The 15,213-nt window shown below is 76.5% G+C and carries 15 protein-coding genes; 4 read left to right on the top strand and 11 right to left on the bottom strand.

The annotated features are described in order from the left end of the window. Positions 1–293: 293 nt before the first annotated feature. A complete protein-coding gene (locus ABT238_RS32310) occupies positions 294–1,358 on the top strand; it encodes a DUF5954 family protein (protein ID WP_350571991.1) in 1,065 nt (354 codons plus the stop codon). Between the two features lie 87 nt (positions 1,359–1,445). Here the strand turns inward: ABT238_RS32310 and ABT238_RS32305 are convergent, their stop codons facing one another. From ABT238_RS32305 to ABT238_RS32265, 9 genes are all read right to left on the bottom strand, one after another. After that, on the bottom strand, positions 1,446–3,020 hold the full coding sequence (locus tag ABT238_RS32305) for a lytic transglycosylase domain-containing protein (protein WP_350802263.1): 1,575 nt from the start codon (positions 3,018–3,020) through the stop codon (positions 1,446–1,448). A gap of 285 nt (positions 3,021–3,305) precedes the next feature. Next, positions 3,306–4,214: a pyrroloquinoline quinone biosynthesis protein PqqB gene (pqqB, locus tag ABT238_RS32300; RefSeq protein ID WP_502891483.1), complete on the bottom strand. Its 909-nt coding sequence runs from the start codon at positions 4,212–4,214 to the stop codon at positions 3,306–3,308. 22 nt (positions 4,215–4,236) lie between these two features. Beyond that, on the bottom strand, positions 4,237–5,682 hold the full coding sequence (gene pqqE / locus ABT238_RS32295) for a pyrroloquinoline quinone biosynthesis protein PqqE (protein ID WP_350571989.1): 1,446 nt from the start codon (positions 5,680–5,682) through the stop codon (positions 4,237–4,239). Continuing rightward, complete coding sequence (gene pqqC, locus ABT238_RS32290) at positions 5,679–6,440, bottom strand: pyrroloquinoline-quinone synthase PqqC (protein WP_350571988.1); 762 nt, start codon at positions 6,438–6,440, stop codon at positions 5,679–5,681. The genes pqqE and pqqC overlap by 4 nt, the downstream gene beginning before the upstream one ends. Continuing rightward, a complete protein-coding gene (gene pqqA, locus ABT238_RS32285) occupies positions 6,437–6,595 on the bottom strand; it encodes a pyrroloquinoline quinone precursor peptide PqqA (RefSeq protein ID WP_350571987.1) in 159 nt (52 codons plus the stop codon). Before pqqA ends, pqqC begins: the two co-directional genes overlap by 4 nt. Before the next feature lie 275 nt (positions 6,596–6,870). Then, positions 6,871–8,559 (bottom strand): outer membrane protein assembly factor BamB family protein, encoded by a 1,689-nt coding sequence (locus tag ABT238_RS32280; RefSeq protein ID WP_350571986.1) that lies wholly within the window; start codon positions 8,557–8,559, stop codon positions 6,871–6,873. Positions 8,560–8,730: 171 nt separating this feature from the next. Beyond that, positions 8,731–9,792, bottom strand: a complete 1,062-nt coding sequence (locus ABT238_RS32275) for a polyprenyl synthetase family protein (RefSeq protein ID WP_350802266.1) — start codon at positions 9,790–9,792, stop codon at positions 8,731–8,733. Positions 9,793–9,912: 120 nt separating this feature from the next. Continuing rightward, on the bottom strand, positions 9,913–10,815 hold the full coding sequence (locus ABT238_RS32270) for a trypsin-like serine peptidase (protein ID WP_350802262.1): 903 nt from the start codon (positions 10,813–10,815) through the stop codon (positions 9,913–9,915). Positions 10,816–10,921: 106 nt separating this feature from the next. Next, positions 10,922–11,605, bottom strand: a complete 684-nt coding sequence (locus ABT238_RS32265) for a hypothetical protein (RefSeq protein WP_350802261.1) — start codon at positions 11,603–11,605, stop codon at positions 10,922–10,924. Positions 11,606–12,069: 464 nt separating this feature from the next. Here ABT238_RS32265 and ABT238_RS32260 point away from each other — a divergent pair, with 464 nt between their 5' ends. After that, a complete protein-coding gene (locus ABT238_RS32260; RefSeq protein WP_350571983.1) occupies positions 12,070–12,453 on the top strand; it encodes a hypothetical protein in 384 nt (127 codons plus the stop codon). 66 nt (positions 12,454–12,519) lie between these two features. Then, a complete protein-coding gene (locus ABT238_RS32255; protein WP_350571982.1) occupies positions 12,520–12,786 on the top strand; it encodes a hypothetical protein in 267 nt (88 codons plus the stop codon). Between the two features lie 18 nt (positions 12,787–12,804). On the opposite strand, the gene ABT238_RS32250 is transcribed toward ABT238_RS32255, so the two are convergent. Together ABT238_RS32250 and ABT238_RS32245 are read right to left on the bottom strand one after the other, a co-directional pair. Then, a complete protein-coding gene (locus ABT238_RS32250) occupies positions 12,805–13,509 on the bottom strand; it encodes a ribonuclease H family protein (RefSeq protein ID WP_350571981.1) in 705 nt (234 codons plus the stop codon). A gap of 45 nt (positions 13,510–13,554) precedes the next feature. Beyond that, on the bottom strand, positions 13,555–14,493 hold the full coding sequence (locus ABT238_RS32245; protein WP_350571980.1) for an alcohol dehydrogenase catalytic domain-containing protein: 939 nt from the start codon (positions 14,491–14,493) through the stop codon (positions 13,555–13,557). Positions 14,494–14,630: 137 nt separating this feature from the next. On the opposite strand from ABT238_RS32245, the gene ABT238_RS32240 reads away from it, so the two are divergent. Continuing rightward, positions 14,631–15,038 carry a winged helix-turn-helix transcriptional regulator gene (locus ABT238_RS32240; protein ID WP_350571979.1) on the top strand — a complete coding sequence of 136 codons (408 nt, stop codon included), beginning with the start codon at positions 14,631–14,633 and terminating at the stop codon, positions 15,036–15,038. Positions 15,039–15,213 lie beyond the last annotated feature (175 nt).

The following is a 15,213-nucleotide window of genomic DNA, read 5'->3' as shown; positions in this document are numbered from 1 at the left end:
ACTGGGCCATGGTCAACTCCATGACCACCCGCCTGACCGCCAGCCCCGACAAAGTCGGGCAATACCTCCGCCCGAAACCGCCTGCGGCGGCCTAAATCAGTATCGAACGCCCTCTGACGGACGGGCCGGCGGCCGACCGGGCCGCCGGCCGCACCGCACCGCACGGCACGACCGGGTGCCCCGGAGGGGCCGTCGGCCCGCCCCGGGGCCGTGCCGGGGCCGGGCGTGCACGGTCGGGTGGAGTTCCGTGATATCCCTGCGGCGCTCTCGGCGTGTCCGCTACCACTGGCCGCATGGACGATGACGCCGTGCAGCTACCCGAGCACCTCACGATCCGGGTCACCCACACCGACGACCCGGTCGCCGCGGTGGCCGGCCTGGAGGCCTGGGCATCCCGCGAGAAGTACCCGAACCTCATGATGATGCCGCCCGTCTTCGGCAGCCTGCAGCGGACCGGGGCGGGCGCCTGGAAGATCCTCGGGTTCCACGCCACCACCCCGCAGGCGGCCCGTGACGAGCTGGGCCACCTCTTCCGGTCCTGGGCCCTGGCCGAACCCGGCACGCCCCTGGCCGCCCCGTGGGACCTCACCGACGAGGAGCGCACCGCCTACTCCGAGGCCTACGAGCGCCTGGAGTGGGAGGCGCTGGACGCGATCACGGTGGCCGGCCGGGACTACCGGGTCTTCCGCGCCGAACAGGTGCTGCGCTCGGGCCCGGACGGCATCGAGCCGCCCCGGCCCACCGACCCCGACCCGGCCGCCGTCGGCGAGGGGCACCGGCTGCCCTCCCGGGTGGAGGGCTTCGTGATCGACCCGGCGGCGGGCGTGACGCTGGTCGACGGGATCCTGCGGCTGGACATGATGGCGCTGGTGCCGACCGGCCGGTTCATCCCGGAGGACGTCCGGGCCGAGGCGCGGCTGGCCTCGCACCTCCACCCCAAGGTGATGGTCCTGCCCGCCCAGTGCGCCGTCGCGGAGCACCGGGAGGGCCGCTGGGGGCCGATGACCGGCGCCTGCGAGACCCCGCAGGGCGCCCGGGACAGCCTGGCCGCCTATCTGCGCGAGTTCGCGCCCCGTCTGGACCCGCACCTCGGGCAGGAGGAGCTGGCCCGGTACGCGGAGGCCGCCGACCGGCTGGACGCCGAGCGGGCCGACGAGGTGCGGGCCGCCGGCCGGCTGTTCCGGCTGGTCCGGGTCGAACCGGTGGTCCGCCTCGGGCCGGACGGGCCGGAGCAGCCCCGCGCCTCGGACTGGGACCCGGACGTGCCGCTGCGGGTGCAGGAGCAGCGCGACCGCGCGGCCGGCATCGTCCACGGCGAGGGCGAGGAGGACGAGGCGTCGGAGGACGAGGGCGGCTGACGGACGGTCGTCCTCGTGCGTCGGCCCGCCTCCCGGACGAACGGGAGACGGGCCGATGTGGTGTCGCGGGCCGGCGGGCCGGGTCGGTCAGTGCGCCGAGGGGGCGGCCGAGGGGGAGAGCGAGGCGCTCGGGGTGGCGGTCTCGGACGGGGTCGTCGTCGGGGTCGTCGTCGGGGCGGTCGGCGTCGGGCAGCCGGGGCCGGTCGGGGTGGCCGTGGCGCTCGGCGTGGCGGTCGGGGTCGCGCTCGCGGACGGGCTCGCGCTCGCGGTCGGCGTGCCGGTGGGGGTACCGGTCGGCGTGGCGCAGCCGGTCGGCGTGTCCGTGGGCGTCGCCGTCGGGGTGGCCGTCGGGGTTCCGCTCGGGGTGCCGGTGGGCGTGGTGGACGGGGTCCCGGTCGGCGTCGCGCTGGGCGTGCCGGTCGGGGTGGCGCTCGGGCTGGGGCTCGCGCTGCCGGTCGGCGTGGTGCCGGGAGTGGTCGGCGTGGTGCTCGGCTGCTCCGAGGGCGAGGCGCTCGCGGAGGGCGAGGGGGAGGGAGCGCCGGACGGCGTCGCGCCCGGCGACGGGGCGCCGGACGGGGTACCGGTCGGGGTGCCGTCGGTGGGCGTCGTGGACGGGGTGCCGGACGGGGTGGTGCCCGGCTGCGGGGCGACCGGGGTGACCGGCGGGACCGGTGCGAGCGGGCTCGGCAGGGTGACCGGGAGGAGCGGGGCGAGCGGGCTCGCCGTGCCCGGGCGGTCCGGGGTGGTGACCGGGCTGCCGCTGCCGAAGTGCGCCATCCAGTTCCGCACCGTGCGCAGGTACTCGGAGGAGTGGTTGTAGCCGAGTACCGCCCGGTCCAGCTGCGCCTGGTCGGACAGGTCGCGGCCGCCCGCGCACAGGTAGCCGCCGGCGGCCTCGGCGGCGTCGAAGATGTTGTTCGGGTCGGCCTTGCCGTCCCCGTTGGCGTCCACGCCCCAGGAGGCCCAGGTGGAGGGGATGAACTGCATCGGCCCGACGGCGCGGTCCCAGCGCGCGTCGCCGTCGTAGCGGCCGCCGTCGGTGTCGGCGATCGCCGCGAAGCCGGCCCCGTTGAGCACCGGGCCGAGGATCGGGCGGAACGTCGTCCCGGCGGCGTCGACCGCGCCCCGGCCGGCCTGGCCGGACTCGACCTCGCCGATCGCGGCGAGCAGTTGCCAGGGCAGGTGGCAGCCGGGCTTGCGCTGCGCGAGCGCGGCCTCGGCCTTGCGGTAGGCGGCGAAGACCGTCTCCGGCAGGGCCGGCCCGGTGCGCTGCGGGTCGGCGAAGGGCGAGGTGGGCGGGGCGAGCGGCGGCTGGAACAGCGGCAGGGTGCCGCCGCCGTCGACCGGCGCGGTGCCGGGGACGCCGGGGATCCCGGTGGTGCCGGGGGCGAACGGCGAGGCGGTGGTGCCGCCGGCCGCGCCGCCCGGGACCGCCGCGGCCGGGTCGGGCAGGTTCGCCGCGGGGCCCGCCGCGGCGACCGGGGTGAAGCCGAGGCCGGTCTGCGAACCGGTCAGCGCCGCGAGGGCGGTGAACACCGCAAGCATCCCGGTCACCCGCTTGCCGAGCCGCAGCCGGCGCCCGGCCGTCCGGCCCTCCCGCCGCCCCCCGGCTCCGGCGGCTTTGCCGCCGTCCCGCGTGGCCTCGCCGTTCCTGCTCACCATGCCGTGCCCCTCCCGTCACCGTCCGGTCCCCCGAGGAACGGACGGGCTGTCACCTTCGTGCCTGCCGGTGCATGACAGTGCTGTTTTCCGGAACGATTAGTATCACGACGATCCGACAGGCCCACGGTGGCGAGGGAGGATACCGGGCGCCACCGTTCGGTGAACGGACGGTGGGCCGCTTCGGCCGGACGCGGTCAGGAGGGCGCTCTCCCGGCACGGGAGGCGGTGCCCGGCACGGGAGGCGGTGCCCGGGAGGGGACGGCGGTCACCCGGGAGGCGACGGCGTCACAGGTCGAGCAGCGTGCCGTCCTCCGCGACGGCCGCGCCCGCCGCCGCCAGCGCCGGGGCCAGGGCGGTGGCCTCCGGTGAACCCCGGTGGGCGAGCGGGTTGGTGTTGTTGAGGTGGGTGTAGAGGTAGCGCGGGCCGGGCCGGCGGGCCAGGTGCGGGAGCGAGTCGGCGACCGCCAGGTGGCCCATGCCGCGCGAGGTGCGGGCGCCGCCGGTGCGTTCGGCGAGTTCGTCGTCGGTGGCGAAGGTGCCGTCCAGGATCACCACGTCGGCGTCGGCCACCGCCCGGTCCAGGGCGGGCGTCCAGGCGGCGAGGCCGGGCGCGTAGACCGCGCGGGCCCGGCCGCCGGCCTCGGTGAACCGGTAGCCGACCACCCAGTCCGCCCGTTCGCCGGACGGATCGCCCGCCGGGCGGCCGGGCAGGTCGGCGGCGTACCGGGGGCGCTTGCCGCCGAGTGCCAGCGGCTCGGCGACCAGCCCCCCGGCCAGCTCGACGGGCTGCCCGGCGGTGACGGTGTGCCAGTGCGCCTTGGTGTAGGGGGCGAGCAGCGGGCCGACCGGGAACGCCTCGTGGAGCGCGGCGCGGACCGGCGCGGTGGCGTGCACCGACAGCTCGGCGGCCTCCCGCAGGGTCACCAGGCCCAGGGTGTGGTCGAGTTCGCCGCTGGTGAGCAGCACCCCGCGCAGCGGGGTGGCCCGGCTGCCCGGCGGGGGCGCGAGCTCGGGCGCGGCGAGCAGCTGGGAGCGCAGGTCGGGGGAGGCGTTGACCAGGTACCAGGCGGCGCCGTCGGCGCTGATCGCCAGGCAGTCCTGGCCGCGGACGGCGCCGGTGCGGCGGGCGGTGGCGCAGCCCGCGCAGCCGCAGTTCCACTGGGGCAGGCCGCCGCCGGCGGCGGTGCCGAGGATCCGGATCTTCAGCGGGTGCTCCTCAGGCCGGGCCGGGGACGGGCGGCACGGCCGCGGTGAACCGGCGCGGCACCGGTCGCGGTGCGGCCTGCGGTGTCTGCGCCCGCACCAGGTGGTGATGGGGGGAGAACCGGCAGGCCGGGTCGGTGACGCCCGGGTCGCCGGTGAACTGGTAGGCCTGGCAGCGGCAGCCGCCGTGGTCCTGCTCGCGCAGCTCGCAGCTGCGGCACGGCTCGGGCATCCAGGCGGTGCCGCGGTACCGGTTGAAGGCGGGCGAGTCGTGCCAGCTCGCCGCCAGCCCGTCGGTGACCGCGTTCGGCAGTTCCATACCCGGCAGCTGGGCGGCGGCCAGACAGGGCAGCACGGCGCCGTCCGGTGCGACGACCAGCTGTTCGCTGCCCCAGCCGTTCATACAGGGCTTCGCGGTGCCACCGTGATGGTCGGCGACCACATGGGTGATCTCGATTCGCCCGCCGTGCCGCGCCCTGGCCTCGGCGACGTCCTGCTCGGCCCGGCGGACCTGCTCGTCGCCGGGGGCGAGGTGGGCCCGGTTGACCCAGGCCCAGCCGTAGAACTGGGTGTGCGCGAGCTCGACCCGGTCGGCGCCCAGCTCGACGGCGAGGTCGGCGATGGCGCCGAGGCGGGCGACGTTGCCGCGGTGCAGCACCGCGTTGACGGTGAGCGGCAGGCCGGCGCCGGTGAGCAGGGCGGCCGAGGCGAGCTTGCGCTCGTGGCCGGTGGGGCCGGTCAGCCGGGTCAGCCCGGCGACGGCGTCGGCCCGCTGAGGATCGGCGTCCTGGACGGAGAGCTGGACGTGGTCCAGGCCCGCCGCGGCGAGTTCGGCGGCGCGCGTGGCGTCCAGCGGCAGTCCGCTGGTGATCAGGTTGGTGTAGAGGCCCAGCTCCCGGGCGTGCGCGACGATGGTGACGAGGTCGCGGCGCAGCAGCGGTTCGCCGCCGGTGAGGTGGACCTGCAGCACGCCCAGGCCGCGCGCCTGGTCGAGCACGCGCAGCCACTGCTCGGTGTCCAACTCGTCGCGCTGCCTGGTCAGTTCGACCGGGTTCGCGCAGTAGGCGCACTGCAGCGGGCAGCGGTGGGTGAGTTCGGCGACCAGGCCGAGCGGGGCGGGCGCGTGTTTCCCGGCGGCGGCGCCGGGCAGTCCGGCGGCCGGACGCGGGTCGGCCGGCGCGCCGGTGCCGTCGAGGGTGAGCAGCCGGCGGTCGGCCAGGTCGGCGAGCAGCGCCAGCACCTGGCCGGCGTCCACGCCCTCGTACTCCTCGGCGAGCCGGGCGGTGATCCCGGTGACGTCGCGCCGCCCGTCGCAGTGCCGCAGCACCGCGGCGGCGGTCGCGTTGAGCAGCAGCACGCCCTCCGGGTAGAGCAGGGCGGCCTGCCGGCGCACCGGGTCGTCGACCAGCCGCACCCCGCGCCGCAGCCCGGGGGCCGCGGCGGCGGGCGCGGCGTTCACCGGGCGGTCCCGGCGGGCACCGCGAGGCCCGCCGGTGCGGCGGTGCCGGCCGTGGCGGCGGTCTCCGGCCCGTAGTCGACGGCGTCGAGCATCGCGCGCAGGACCTCGCACTTGAACGCGAGCGCCTCCACCGCGGCCCGCTGCTGCTCGGCCGTCGCGCAGTGGTCCAGCACCAGGTCGAGGGTCTGCGCGCTGTCCCGGCGGGCGTCGGGGATCCGGTGCTCGAAGTAGGCGTAGCCGGCCGGGTCGATCCAGTCGTAGTGCTTGCGCCAGGCGGTCACCCGCTCGGCCATGTGGTCGGGCGAGAACATCTCGGTCAGCGCCGCGGCCACGCCCTCGGTCCACGGCCGGGTCTGGCAGAAGTGCAGGTAGGCGTCGACGGCGAAGCGCACGCCGCGCGCCACGTGCCGCTCGTCCAGCACCTCGACCCGGTCCAGGCCGACGGCCTCGGCGAGCACCAGCCAGTCGGCCAGCCCGCCCTCGCCCTCGTGCGGGCCGTCCTGGTAGCCGAGCCGCCGGGTCCACTCCCGGCGGACCTCCGGCAGCGGGCAGTTGGCGATGATCGCGGCGTTCTTCCGGGTCAGGACCAGCTGGTAGTACCAGCGGTTGGCGACCCAGCGCCGCAGCTCCGGCGGCGTGCAGCCGCCGGAGTGCAGGCGCAGATGGAACGGGTGGGTGTCCCAGTACCGTCCCCGCAGGCCGTACAGCCTGGCCGCGAACTCCTCGCGGGTCGACGCGGTGGTGGGAGCCTGGGTCACCGAGTGGTCCGCGCGGCGTACGCGGTGACCTCGGCGCCGGTGCGGTGGCATTCCACCGCGGGAGCGGACCAGGCGGGCTTGGCGGGGGCCGCCGGAGCGGCCGGCGCGGCGCCGGCGGTGGTGGCGGGGAGCTGGGGAGTGAGCGTGGACTTCATGGGAGTTGCCCTCCTCGGTGAAGTGGGGTTCGGGGGTTCGGGGCCCGGCGGGCCCCTGGAGCAGGACGCTACGAGCCGCCGGGCCCGCCCGTCGGTCCAACCCGCGCGATCACCGGACAATCGCGCTCGAACGGGTGACGCGACGGGCTTCGCGGCGGGACGGGCCCGCCGCGGGAAACCGGTGTCGAGTGTGCCGGTCGGGCAGTGCCGTGTCGAGTGGGCCCGCCCGGATGTGTCAGGTGGGGCCCGGGTGGGCCCCGGGGGGCGGGGAGGCGTCAGGCCGGGCGGCCGAACGCCAGCAGGTGACCGTCCTTGGTGCCGACGTACACCCGACCGCCGTCCGTCGCGGGCACCGAGAACCTGGTCACCGTGCCGAGCGGGAAGCTGCGCCGCAGCTTGAGCGCGCCGTTGACCGGAAGCGCGTCGTAGACCCGCAGTTCGCCGTTCTGGCCGCCCGCTCCGGTGCCCGAGTAGATCGTCCAGACCAGGGCCGAGCCGCTCGCCGTCCCGTTGGAGGTGACGACGGGGGAGCCGGAGGCGTAGCCGAAGCCCTCGGTGCTGGTCGCGGCGCTGGTCAACTGCGGGTTGCCGGCGCCGTTCACGGAGTACTTGAGGGCGCGCAGCGAGCCGTAGTTCTCGACCAGGTAGACGTAGCCGCCGTCGCCGCCCCAGACGCCCGGGTGGCCCCAGACGCCCTTGAACGGGCCGGTGGTGCCGACCACGCCGTCGGTGCCGTTCGGGCCCTGGCCCGTGCCGCCGAGGCGGTCCCGGTCGAGCAGGAAGATCCGGCCGTCCTTGCCGACCTGCACCATCAGGTGCGGGTGCGCGGCGGTGCCGAAGCCGGACGGCAGGGCGGCCGGGCCGCCGGAGCCGAGGTCCACGTCGCCGTGGTCCATCTCCCGGTTGTTGGTGGGGCTGAAGAAGTCCCGCGCGGCGAGGCTGCCGTCGGCGGTGACGCCCAGCCGGACGACGGACTCGGCGAAGTGGCCGCCGGGCCTGTCGCCGGGGCCCTTCAGCGGGGAGGAGCCCTCGCCGGCGCCGTTGCCGGTCGCCACGAAGATCCGCCCGGAGCCGTCCGAGACCAGACCGCCGCCGCTCATCCAGACGCCCGCGTTCTGCGAGGCGGAGCCGGATTCGGTGGACCAGAGGGTGAGTTTGCGGGTGCTGGTGTTGACGCCCGCGACCGTGCCGACGTAGGTGCCGACCCCGCAGTCCGAGGCGAACCCGAAGTAGACCGCGCCGTCCAGCAGCAGCAGCCCGGCCCGCTGGGCGGAGGTGTTGGGGTTGAACGCCACACCGGGGCTGTTCACCGGCGAGCCCTGGACGGTGACCGGCCAGCCGCTGCGCTCGGCGCCCGAGGTGGCGTCCAGGGCGTGCACCGAGAAGTGCGCGCCCCCCTCGCTGGACTTGGAGACCAGGTAGACCGTCCGGCTCGCCTTGTCGTAGACCGGCGTGGAGACGATGCCGGTGCCGGGGGAGAGGCAGGCGGAGGAGGAGGCCACCGGGGTGCCGAGCGCGCGCTGCCACAGGATCCGCCCGTCGGCCGCGTTGACGCCGTAGACGTGGTTGGTGGCGGTGGCGACGATCACCGTGGAACCGGCCACCAGCGGCTGGGCGTACACCGCGCCGTCCACGGCGGCGGACCAGCGGCGGCCGAAGTCGGAGGCGGAGACCTTGGCCGGGGCCAGATTCGGCTCGGCGGCGTCCCAGGCGGTGCGCAGGCCGTTGCCGGAGACGGTCGGATTGTCGGCCCGGGCGGGTGTCGCCTCGCCGAGGGTGCCGGCGGCGAGGGCCGGCGCGAGCAGCGCGACCCCGGAGAGCAGGGCCGCCGCCGACCGTGAGGGCCGGGCGCGCCGGGCGCGCCGATCGGTGCGGGGGAGCGGGCCGGGGGCGTCCGGGGGTGGTGGGGATATCGGCGCCGGGGCCGGTCCGGTGGGGCGCGCGGGTGGGTGAGATCGGCTCATGCGATCCGCCTTGGCTGTCGGGGGGAGTACGGAGTACGGCGCCGTGGCGTCATTGTGCGAACGCCCGTGCCGCACCCGCATCCGCCCGGAGCCCCCGGGCCCTCCCGTTCACGCCCCGGGGGGAACCGGCTGCGCCGGGCGGCGGCGCGGCCCGTTGGGCGGTCAGGGTGCCTACGGCACCACGGTGGACAGCGGCAGGCCCTCGAAGAACGCCACCGCCTCCGCGCGCCAGTACGGGCGCCAGCCCTCGGCCTCGGCGCGGGCCGCGTCGGCGCAGCGGCGCATGTCGCCGCGGAGCCTGCCGTCCACGCCCAGCCGCCGGGCCAGCTCGCGGACCCGCTCGACCGTCCCGGCGGGGCAGTGCGGGTCGCCGAGCGCGGACTCCACCACGGCCCGCTGCGCCTCGTCCGCGGCGGCGAGCAGGGCGGTCACGGCGTAGCTGCGGCGGCCCGCGCGCAGGTCGGCGCCGGTGGACTTGCCGGTGGCGCCGTCGTCGCCGAACAGGTCGAGGTAGTCGTCGCGCAGCTGGCCGCCGATGCCGACCAGGGTCGCGTACCGGCGCAGCCGCGCGTCGTGGGCGGCGACGTCCTCGCCGGCGGCCAGCAGGCCCAGCCGCAGCGGGGCGAGCACGGAGTACCGGGTGGACTTGTACTCGCAGACGGTGTGCAGGAACTCCTCGTCCGGGAGCGGGCGGAAGTCGCGTTCGAGGTCGACGATCTGGCCGGCGACCGTCTCGGCGCCGGCGTTCAGCTGCACCTCCAGCATCGCCTGGCGCAGTTCGGCCGGGACGTCGGCCTCCAGCAGGACCCGCATCGCGAGGAAGGCGGCGAGGTCCCCGGCCAGGACGGCCAGCCCGAGCGCGGTGCGGTCGGCTCCCGGGAACTCCCGGCGGTAGGCGTAGTAGGTGGAGGGGCCGCCGCGGCGGACGGGCGCGTCGTCGATGATGTCGTCGTGGACGAGCCCGTGCGTCTGGAGCAGTTCGATGCTCAGCGCGGCCTCCGCCAGGCCGGGCACCGGGTCGGTGGTCACCAGCCGGGCGGCCTCGTACAGCAGGGCGACCCGCAGCCGCTTGCCCCCGCGCAGCGAGAGGTCCCGCAGCAGCTCCAGGCAGCGCGGGGTGAAGCGGCTGAGCGGCGGCGTGTCGAGGCGCTCCGGCAGGGCGTCGAAGTAGGCCTCGAAGCGGAGGTCGAACCGGCGCCGGTGGCCGGCGGCCCGTTCGCGGGCGGCTGCCATGATCGTCTCGTTCACGGGGCCACCCTCGCATCCGCGCGGGCACGCCCGCGCGGCGGGGGCGGGGCGGTCCCCGGTGGCCGTCCGCCACCGGGGGCCGCCCCGGATGCTCCCGTTCCGCGATCAGGCGTGCTGCGCCCCGTTGAAGACGGTGTAGGCCTCGTCGCGGTAGTACGAGGTCACCGCCCACCACTTGCCCTGCCAGCTGTACCCCGTGACGAAGTCACCGGTCTGCACGGCCGAACCGTCGTTCTGGTCGTAGTTCACGAAGAACGGTCCGCCGCTGGCGCCGCCGCTCAGGCCGACGCAGTTGTCGATCAGCGCGGTGGACGGCTGCTCGGGGCCGGCCACCGGCCGGCCGCCGCACCAGAGCATGTGCTCGTCCGCGGCGGAACCCCTTCCGGGGATGCCGATGATGTGCGCGTAGTTGTCGAGGGGCTGGTTGAAGCCGATCCCGGTGGCCCCGACGACGTCCGCGACGTGCCGGCCGTTCAGCGTGTCCAGCACGATGAACGCGATGTCGTTCTGGGTGCCGGGGGTGTCCACCCAGCCGGCCGACCGCCAGCTCCACCAGCCGTAGGGGGCGTTGCCCGCGTCGTAGCTGGGCGCGAACTTGAAGTCGTGCCCGCCCTCCACGCAGTGCCGGGCGGTGGCGATGACGTCGTGGTTGGCGCTGGAGACGACGTTGGCGGTGCAGACGCCGCCGCCGGTGAGCAGCCGTCCCGTGGTGCCCCAGACGCTCGCCTTGGCGGCGGCCGGGGCGGCGTCGGCCTTCGCGCCGGCCTTCGGGTCGGCGGCCGGTTCGGTCGCTTGGATGGTCAGCGGCCGGCCGCCGAGGGAACTCTCCTGCCCGGGCTTCCAGTGCGTCCGGCCGGCCTGGGCCGGGTTGATCAGGACGTGGCTCGTGCCGCTGACCAGCTCGATCGGCTTGCCGTTCGTGGCCGGTGCGGCCGACGAGGCCGGCACGGCCACGCCGAGGGCCGCGACCGAGACCACGACGGCCGTGAGGAGATTGCGGATGCGCATGGGTGTCCTTCCTTGCTGCGCTGGGGTGTGCTGTCCCCGTCAGCTTGGAAGCCGTCTGTCGACAACGTGTCGACACCGTGCCTACGGCCGGTTGCCGTGCCGGTGGTCAGACGCTCCTGGAGAGCAGCAGCGCCAGCCCGGTGGCGGCGGCGGCCTCGGCCTCGGCGTTGACGTCGTCGCCCGGGCTGCGGTCCTTCACGACCTCGACCGTGTAGGCGCGGCCGTCGGCGGCGAGGAACTTCACCTCGGGACGCCTGCCGTCCTTGTTCCGGATCAGATAGGCGTCCTGGCCCGCGCCGGGGACCGGGGTGACCTGGTACTGCGGATTGGTCTTCAGCGTGGTGAAGACGGCGGGGTCCATCTCCTGGATGTGGGCGTAGGACTGCCGGGAGCCCCAGGTGCAGCCCCAGACCGGCTTGCTGTCCTTCGGGTCGGGGTGGGTGCCGCTGAACGGGCCGGCGGTGCCGACGGCGGCGATGACCTGGGGGGAGGTCAGCAGACTGCAGGCGTCGGCGGGCCGCTTGCCGGTGCCGGCCGGCGTACCGGCGGGCGTCCCGGCCGTGGTGGCGCTCGGGGCCGCGGTCGGCGCGGTGGTGGCCGGCGGCGTGCCGGTGGGGGCGGCGGGGCTGCCCGTGGTGCCCGTGGTGCCCGCGGGGCTCGTCGGTGCGGTGTCGGCCGCCGTGGAGCCGCCGCCCGAGGAGGAGCAGCCGGCCACCGCGACGGCCGCGAGGGCCAGCGCGGGCAGCCAGGTGTACCGGCGGGCGGACGTGATCGGTGACCTGCGGTCCATGGGATCCCCCTTCGATGGCGTCCACCGGTGCGGCGGACGGCGGCGTGGCACGAGCCTACGGGCCGTCGGGCTTCGTTATTTCCCGTTTGTGATACGAGAGTTGGGCAGTCCGGTCACGGCCGGGAGCAGGGCGCGGGGGGCCGCGGCCGGGTCGTGGACCGGGCGCGCCCGGGGGTCCGGGACGGCGGTCCGGAGCACGGGGGTGGTACGCGCACGTGCGGCCGGGCTCCCGGCGGCGCCGGGGGCGGGCCGAGCTGACCTGGCCGGATGCGGAGGACCCTCATTACCAGCGCGGCCGGGCCGGTGTCGAGCAGCGGATGGCGTCTTCCCCGGACGGGTGACGTTCTGGTGAAAGTGGTCATGCCAGGAACGGCGGCCCGGCATCCTGAGCCCGTGATCATGCGGATCCCGGACGGGGCGGGGCGCGCGACCAAGGGGATGCCAGAGGGACGGAGGCCCTGAGAATGAGCACCAACCTGCCGGAGACCGTGGTGGAGGCCCCGGCCGTCCTGCCCGCGCCGCCCCGGGTGGTCGACGACCTCGCCCGCGACCTGACCAGAGCCGCCGCCGCCGTCCGGTCCGCCTCCCGGGACGGCCGCAGCGGCGGCGACCTCGCGGTGGCCGCGTACACCGCCGTGGTCTGCACCGGGCGGTCGGCGGCCCGCGCCCTGGAGGAGGCCGCCGCCTGGTGCCGGCAGGCCCCCGAGGCGGAGGTGCACTCACTGGCCTGGGCCCGGGTGCCCGGCCACCGCGAGGACGTCGACGAGTACCGGGTCACCCTCGCCGTCAGCTTCCCCGACCGGGAGACCGGCGAGCACGTCGGCGACACCCACCACGCCCGGCGCTGACCCCCGGCACCGGCCCCGCCGATCGGCGGGGCCGCCCCGTCGGGGCCACTGGTTAGACTCCCCGTCATGGACACTCGGGGGACGAACGATCCGGGCGCGACGGAGCGCGAACTGCCCACCGGCGCGGCCGTGGTGGTCACGGTGCTGGCCGGACTCTGCGGCGCCGCCGTGCTGCTGGCCCTGCTCCACGGGCTGGGCTGGACGGTCCCCGGCCTCGGCTGGCTGGTCGCCAAGGGCGCCGTGAAGCTCGGGGCCGGCGGCGCGGTCGGCCTGCTGGCCGCCGTCGCCTGGATCCGTTCCCGCCGCGCGGGCCGGGGACCGGGCGCCTCCTGAGGGAGCGGTGGGCCGGGCTCAGGAGTGCGCGGCCGCGCACTCCACGTGGCCCCAGCTGCCGCCGACCTTGGTGATCTTCTCGCCCTTGGCGTACGGGCGGGAGCACGGGCAGGTGCCGGGGAAGCGCGCCGAGAGCGTCGGCGCTCCGCCGGAGCCGCCGGAGCCGCCGGAGGTCCGGCGCTTGGCGGTGGCCGCGGCGGGGGCGCGGCGGGTCTTCGCCGGGGCGCTCGTGACCGGGTCCGGGACGGGCAGGTCGGCGGCGGTCCCGCCGGCCGCCTCCTGGGTGCGGGCGGCGTCACTGGCGGCCTTGTCGGCGATCGCGTTCAGCGGATCGCCGTCCACCTGGTGGGCGGGCACGTAGACGAACCCGACCTCCCGGCCCTCCAGCAGCCCGTCGATCCGCTGGATCAGCTCCTGGTTGGCCACCGGCTTGCCCGCGGCGGTCTTCCAGCCGTTGCGCTTCCAGCCCTTCAGCCACTTCGTCACCGCGTCACGGGTGTACGTGCTGTCCAGCCGGACCTCCAGCGGCACGGCGGGATCCGTGGCGGCCAGCAGCTGCTCCAGGGCCGTGAGCTCGCCCACGTTGTTGGTGCTGTGCCCGAGCGGGCCGGACTGCCAGCGCTGCGGCGCCCCCGTGCCGTCGGCCACCACGTACGCCCAGGCCGCCGGGCCCGGGTTCCCCTTGGCCGCCCCGTCACAGGCGGCGATGATTCGGTCGTTCATCCTGCGATCATGCCAGGATCCGGGGACGCCCCTCGAACCGCCGGTTCAGGGCAGCAGCACGAGCCGCCCGCGCAGACCGCCCCGGGCCAGCCGGTGGTGCGCGGCCCGCGCCTCCTCCAGCGGCAGGGTGTCCGCCACCGGGAGGGCCAGCTCCCGGCGCGCGGCCAGCTCCGCGAGCCGGGCCAGCGCGCCGCCGTCCGCCGTCACCCAGACGTTGGCGACCCGGATCCCCCGCAGCCCCGGCGGCGCCGCGCCCGCCGACACCGCGACGAACGAACCCCGGTTGCGCACCGCGCCGAGCGCCGTCACCCCGAGCAGCGCCGCGTCCAGCGCGCCGTCCACCCCGCCGGGCACCAGCGCCCGCACCTCGGCGGCCGGATCCGCCGCCCCGCGCGGCACGTGCCACGCCGCGCCCAGCTCCCGCAGCGGCGCGGCGTCCCGCTCGCCCGCCAGCGCGACCACCCGCAGTCCGCGCCGCGCCGCCAGCTGCACGGCGAGGCCGCCGACCCCGCCCGCCGCGCCGGTGACCAGCAGCGTCGCCCCGGCCGGCAGATCCAGCAGGTCCAGGGCCTGGAGGGCGGTGAGGCCGTTCAGCGGCAGCGTCGCCGCCGCGGCGGCCGGCACGCCCGGCGGCGCGGGGGCGAGCGCCGCGGCGTCCAGCACCAGGGCGTCGGCGTAGGCGCCGAGCGGCACGTCCAGCCGGTCGCGCAGCCCGATCACCGCGTCCCCGACCGCGAACCCGGACACGCCCGGCCCGAGCCGCTCCACCGTGCCGGCCACGTCCCAGCCGATCCCGACCGTCTCCCGCGGCGCCATCAGCCCGGCCTCCGCGAGCACCCCGGCGCGGGTCACCGCGTCCACCGGGTTGACCGCGGCGGCCTCGACCCGCACCCGCACCTGGCCGGGGCCGGGCTCGGGGACGGGCACCTCGACCAGCTCCAGGACCTCCGGACCGCCGAACCGGCGGACGACCACGGCACGCATCTCGCTCTCCTTCCGAAAGGGGCTCCGCCGCCGCCCGCTGCAGGACGGGGCTTGCCAACGGCACCCAACCTAGGGAGAGTTGCTCTCCGGCAGGAAGAACGCACTCGCACGTGCGTACCGCACCGGGAGGAGAGCCGATGGCGACCACGACCGCCGCCCAGCGCCGCGCGGCCGAACGGGCCGGCTACGACGCGTACCTCGCCGAGTGCCCCGCCCGGCAACTGCTGGACCGGATCGGCGACAAGTGGGTCAGCCTGATCGTCAACGCCCTCGCCGACGGCCCGCAGCGCTACAGCGACCTGCGCCGCCGCCTCGCCGGGGTCAGCGAGAAGATGCTCACCCAGACCCTGCGCGGCCTGGAGCGCGACGGCCTGCTGACCCGGACGGTCACCGCCTCCGTCCCGGCCCGGGTGGACTACGCGCTCACCCCGCTCGGCACCGGACTGCTCCCGCTGCTGCGCGCGATCAAGGACTGGGCCGAGGAGAACATGCCCGAGGTGCTGGCCCGCCGCGAGGCCTACGACGGGACGGCCGGCGGGCGGTGAGGGGCTGACGCCGTGGACACCGAACAGCTGGGACGCGCGGCTCTCCAGTCTCGCGGCCTGCGCTTCGAGGCCCGGCAGCGTGCCGAGAAAGCCGTCCCGCACGTCACGCGACCATCCGCGAGCCGTGCCGAACGGCGGCATCGGCACATGCTCCGTCCTGGAGCCACGAGCGGGG

It is taken from the genome of Kitasatospora sp. NPDC001527 (assembly GCF_040298605.1).
In the GTDB taxonomy this organism is placed as follows: Bacteria; Actinomycetota; Actinomycetes; order Streptomycetales; family Streptomycetaceae; genus Kitasatospora.
The sequence above is the reverse complement of the archived record's forward strand: the minus strand, read 5'-3'. Positions and strand labels throughout refer to the sequence as shown.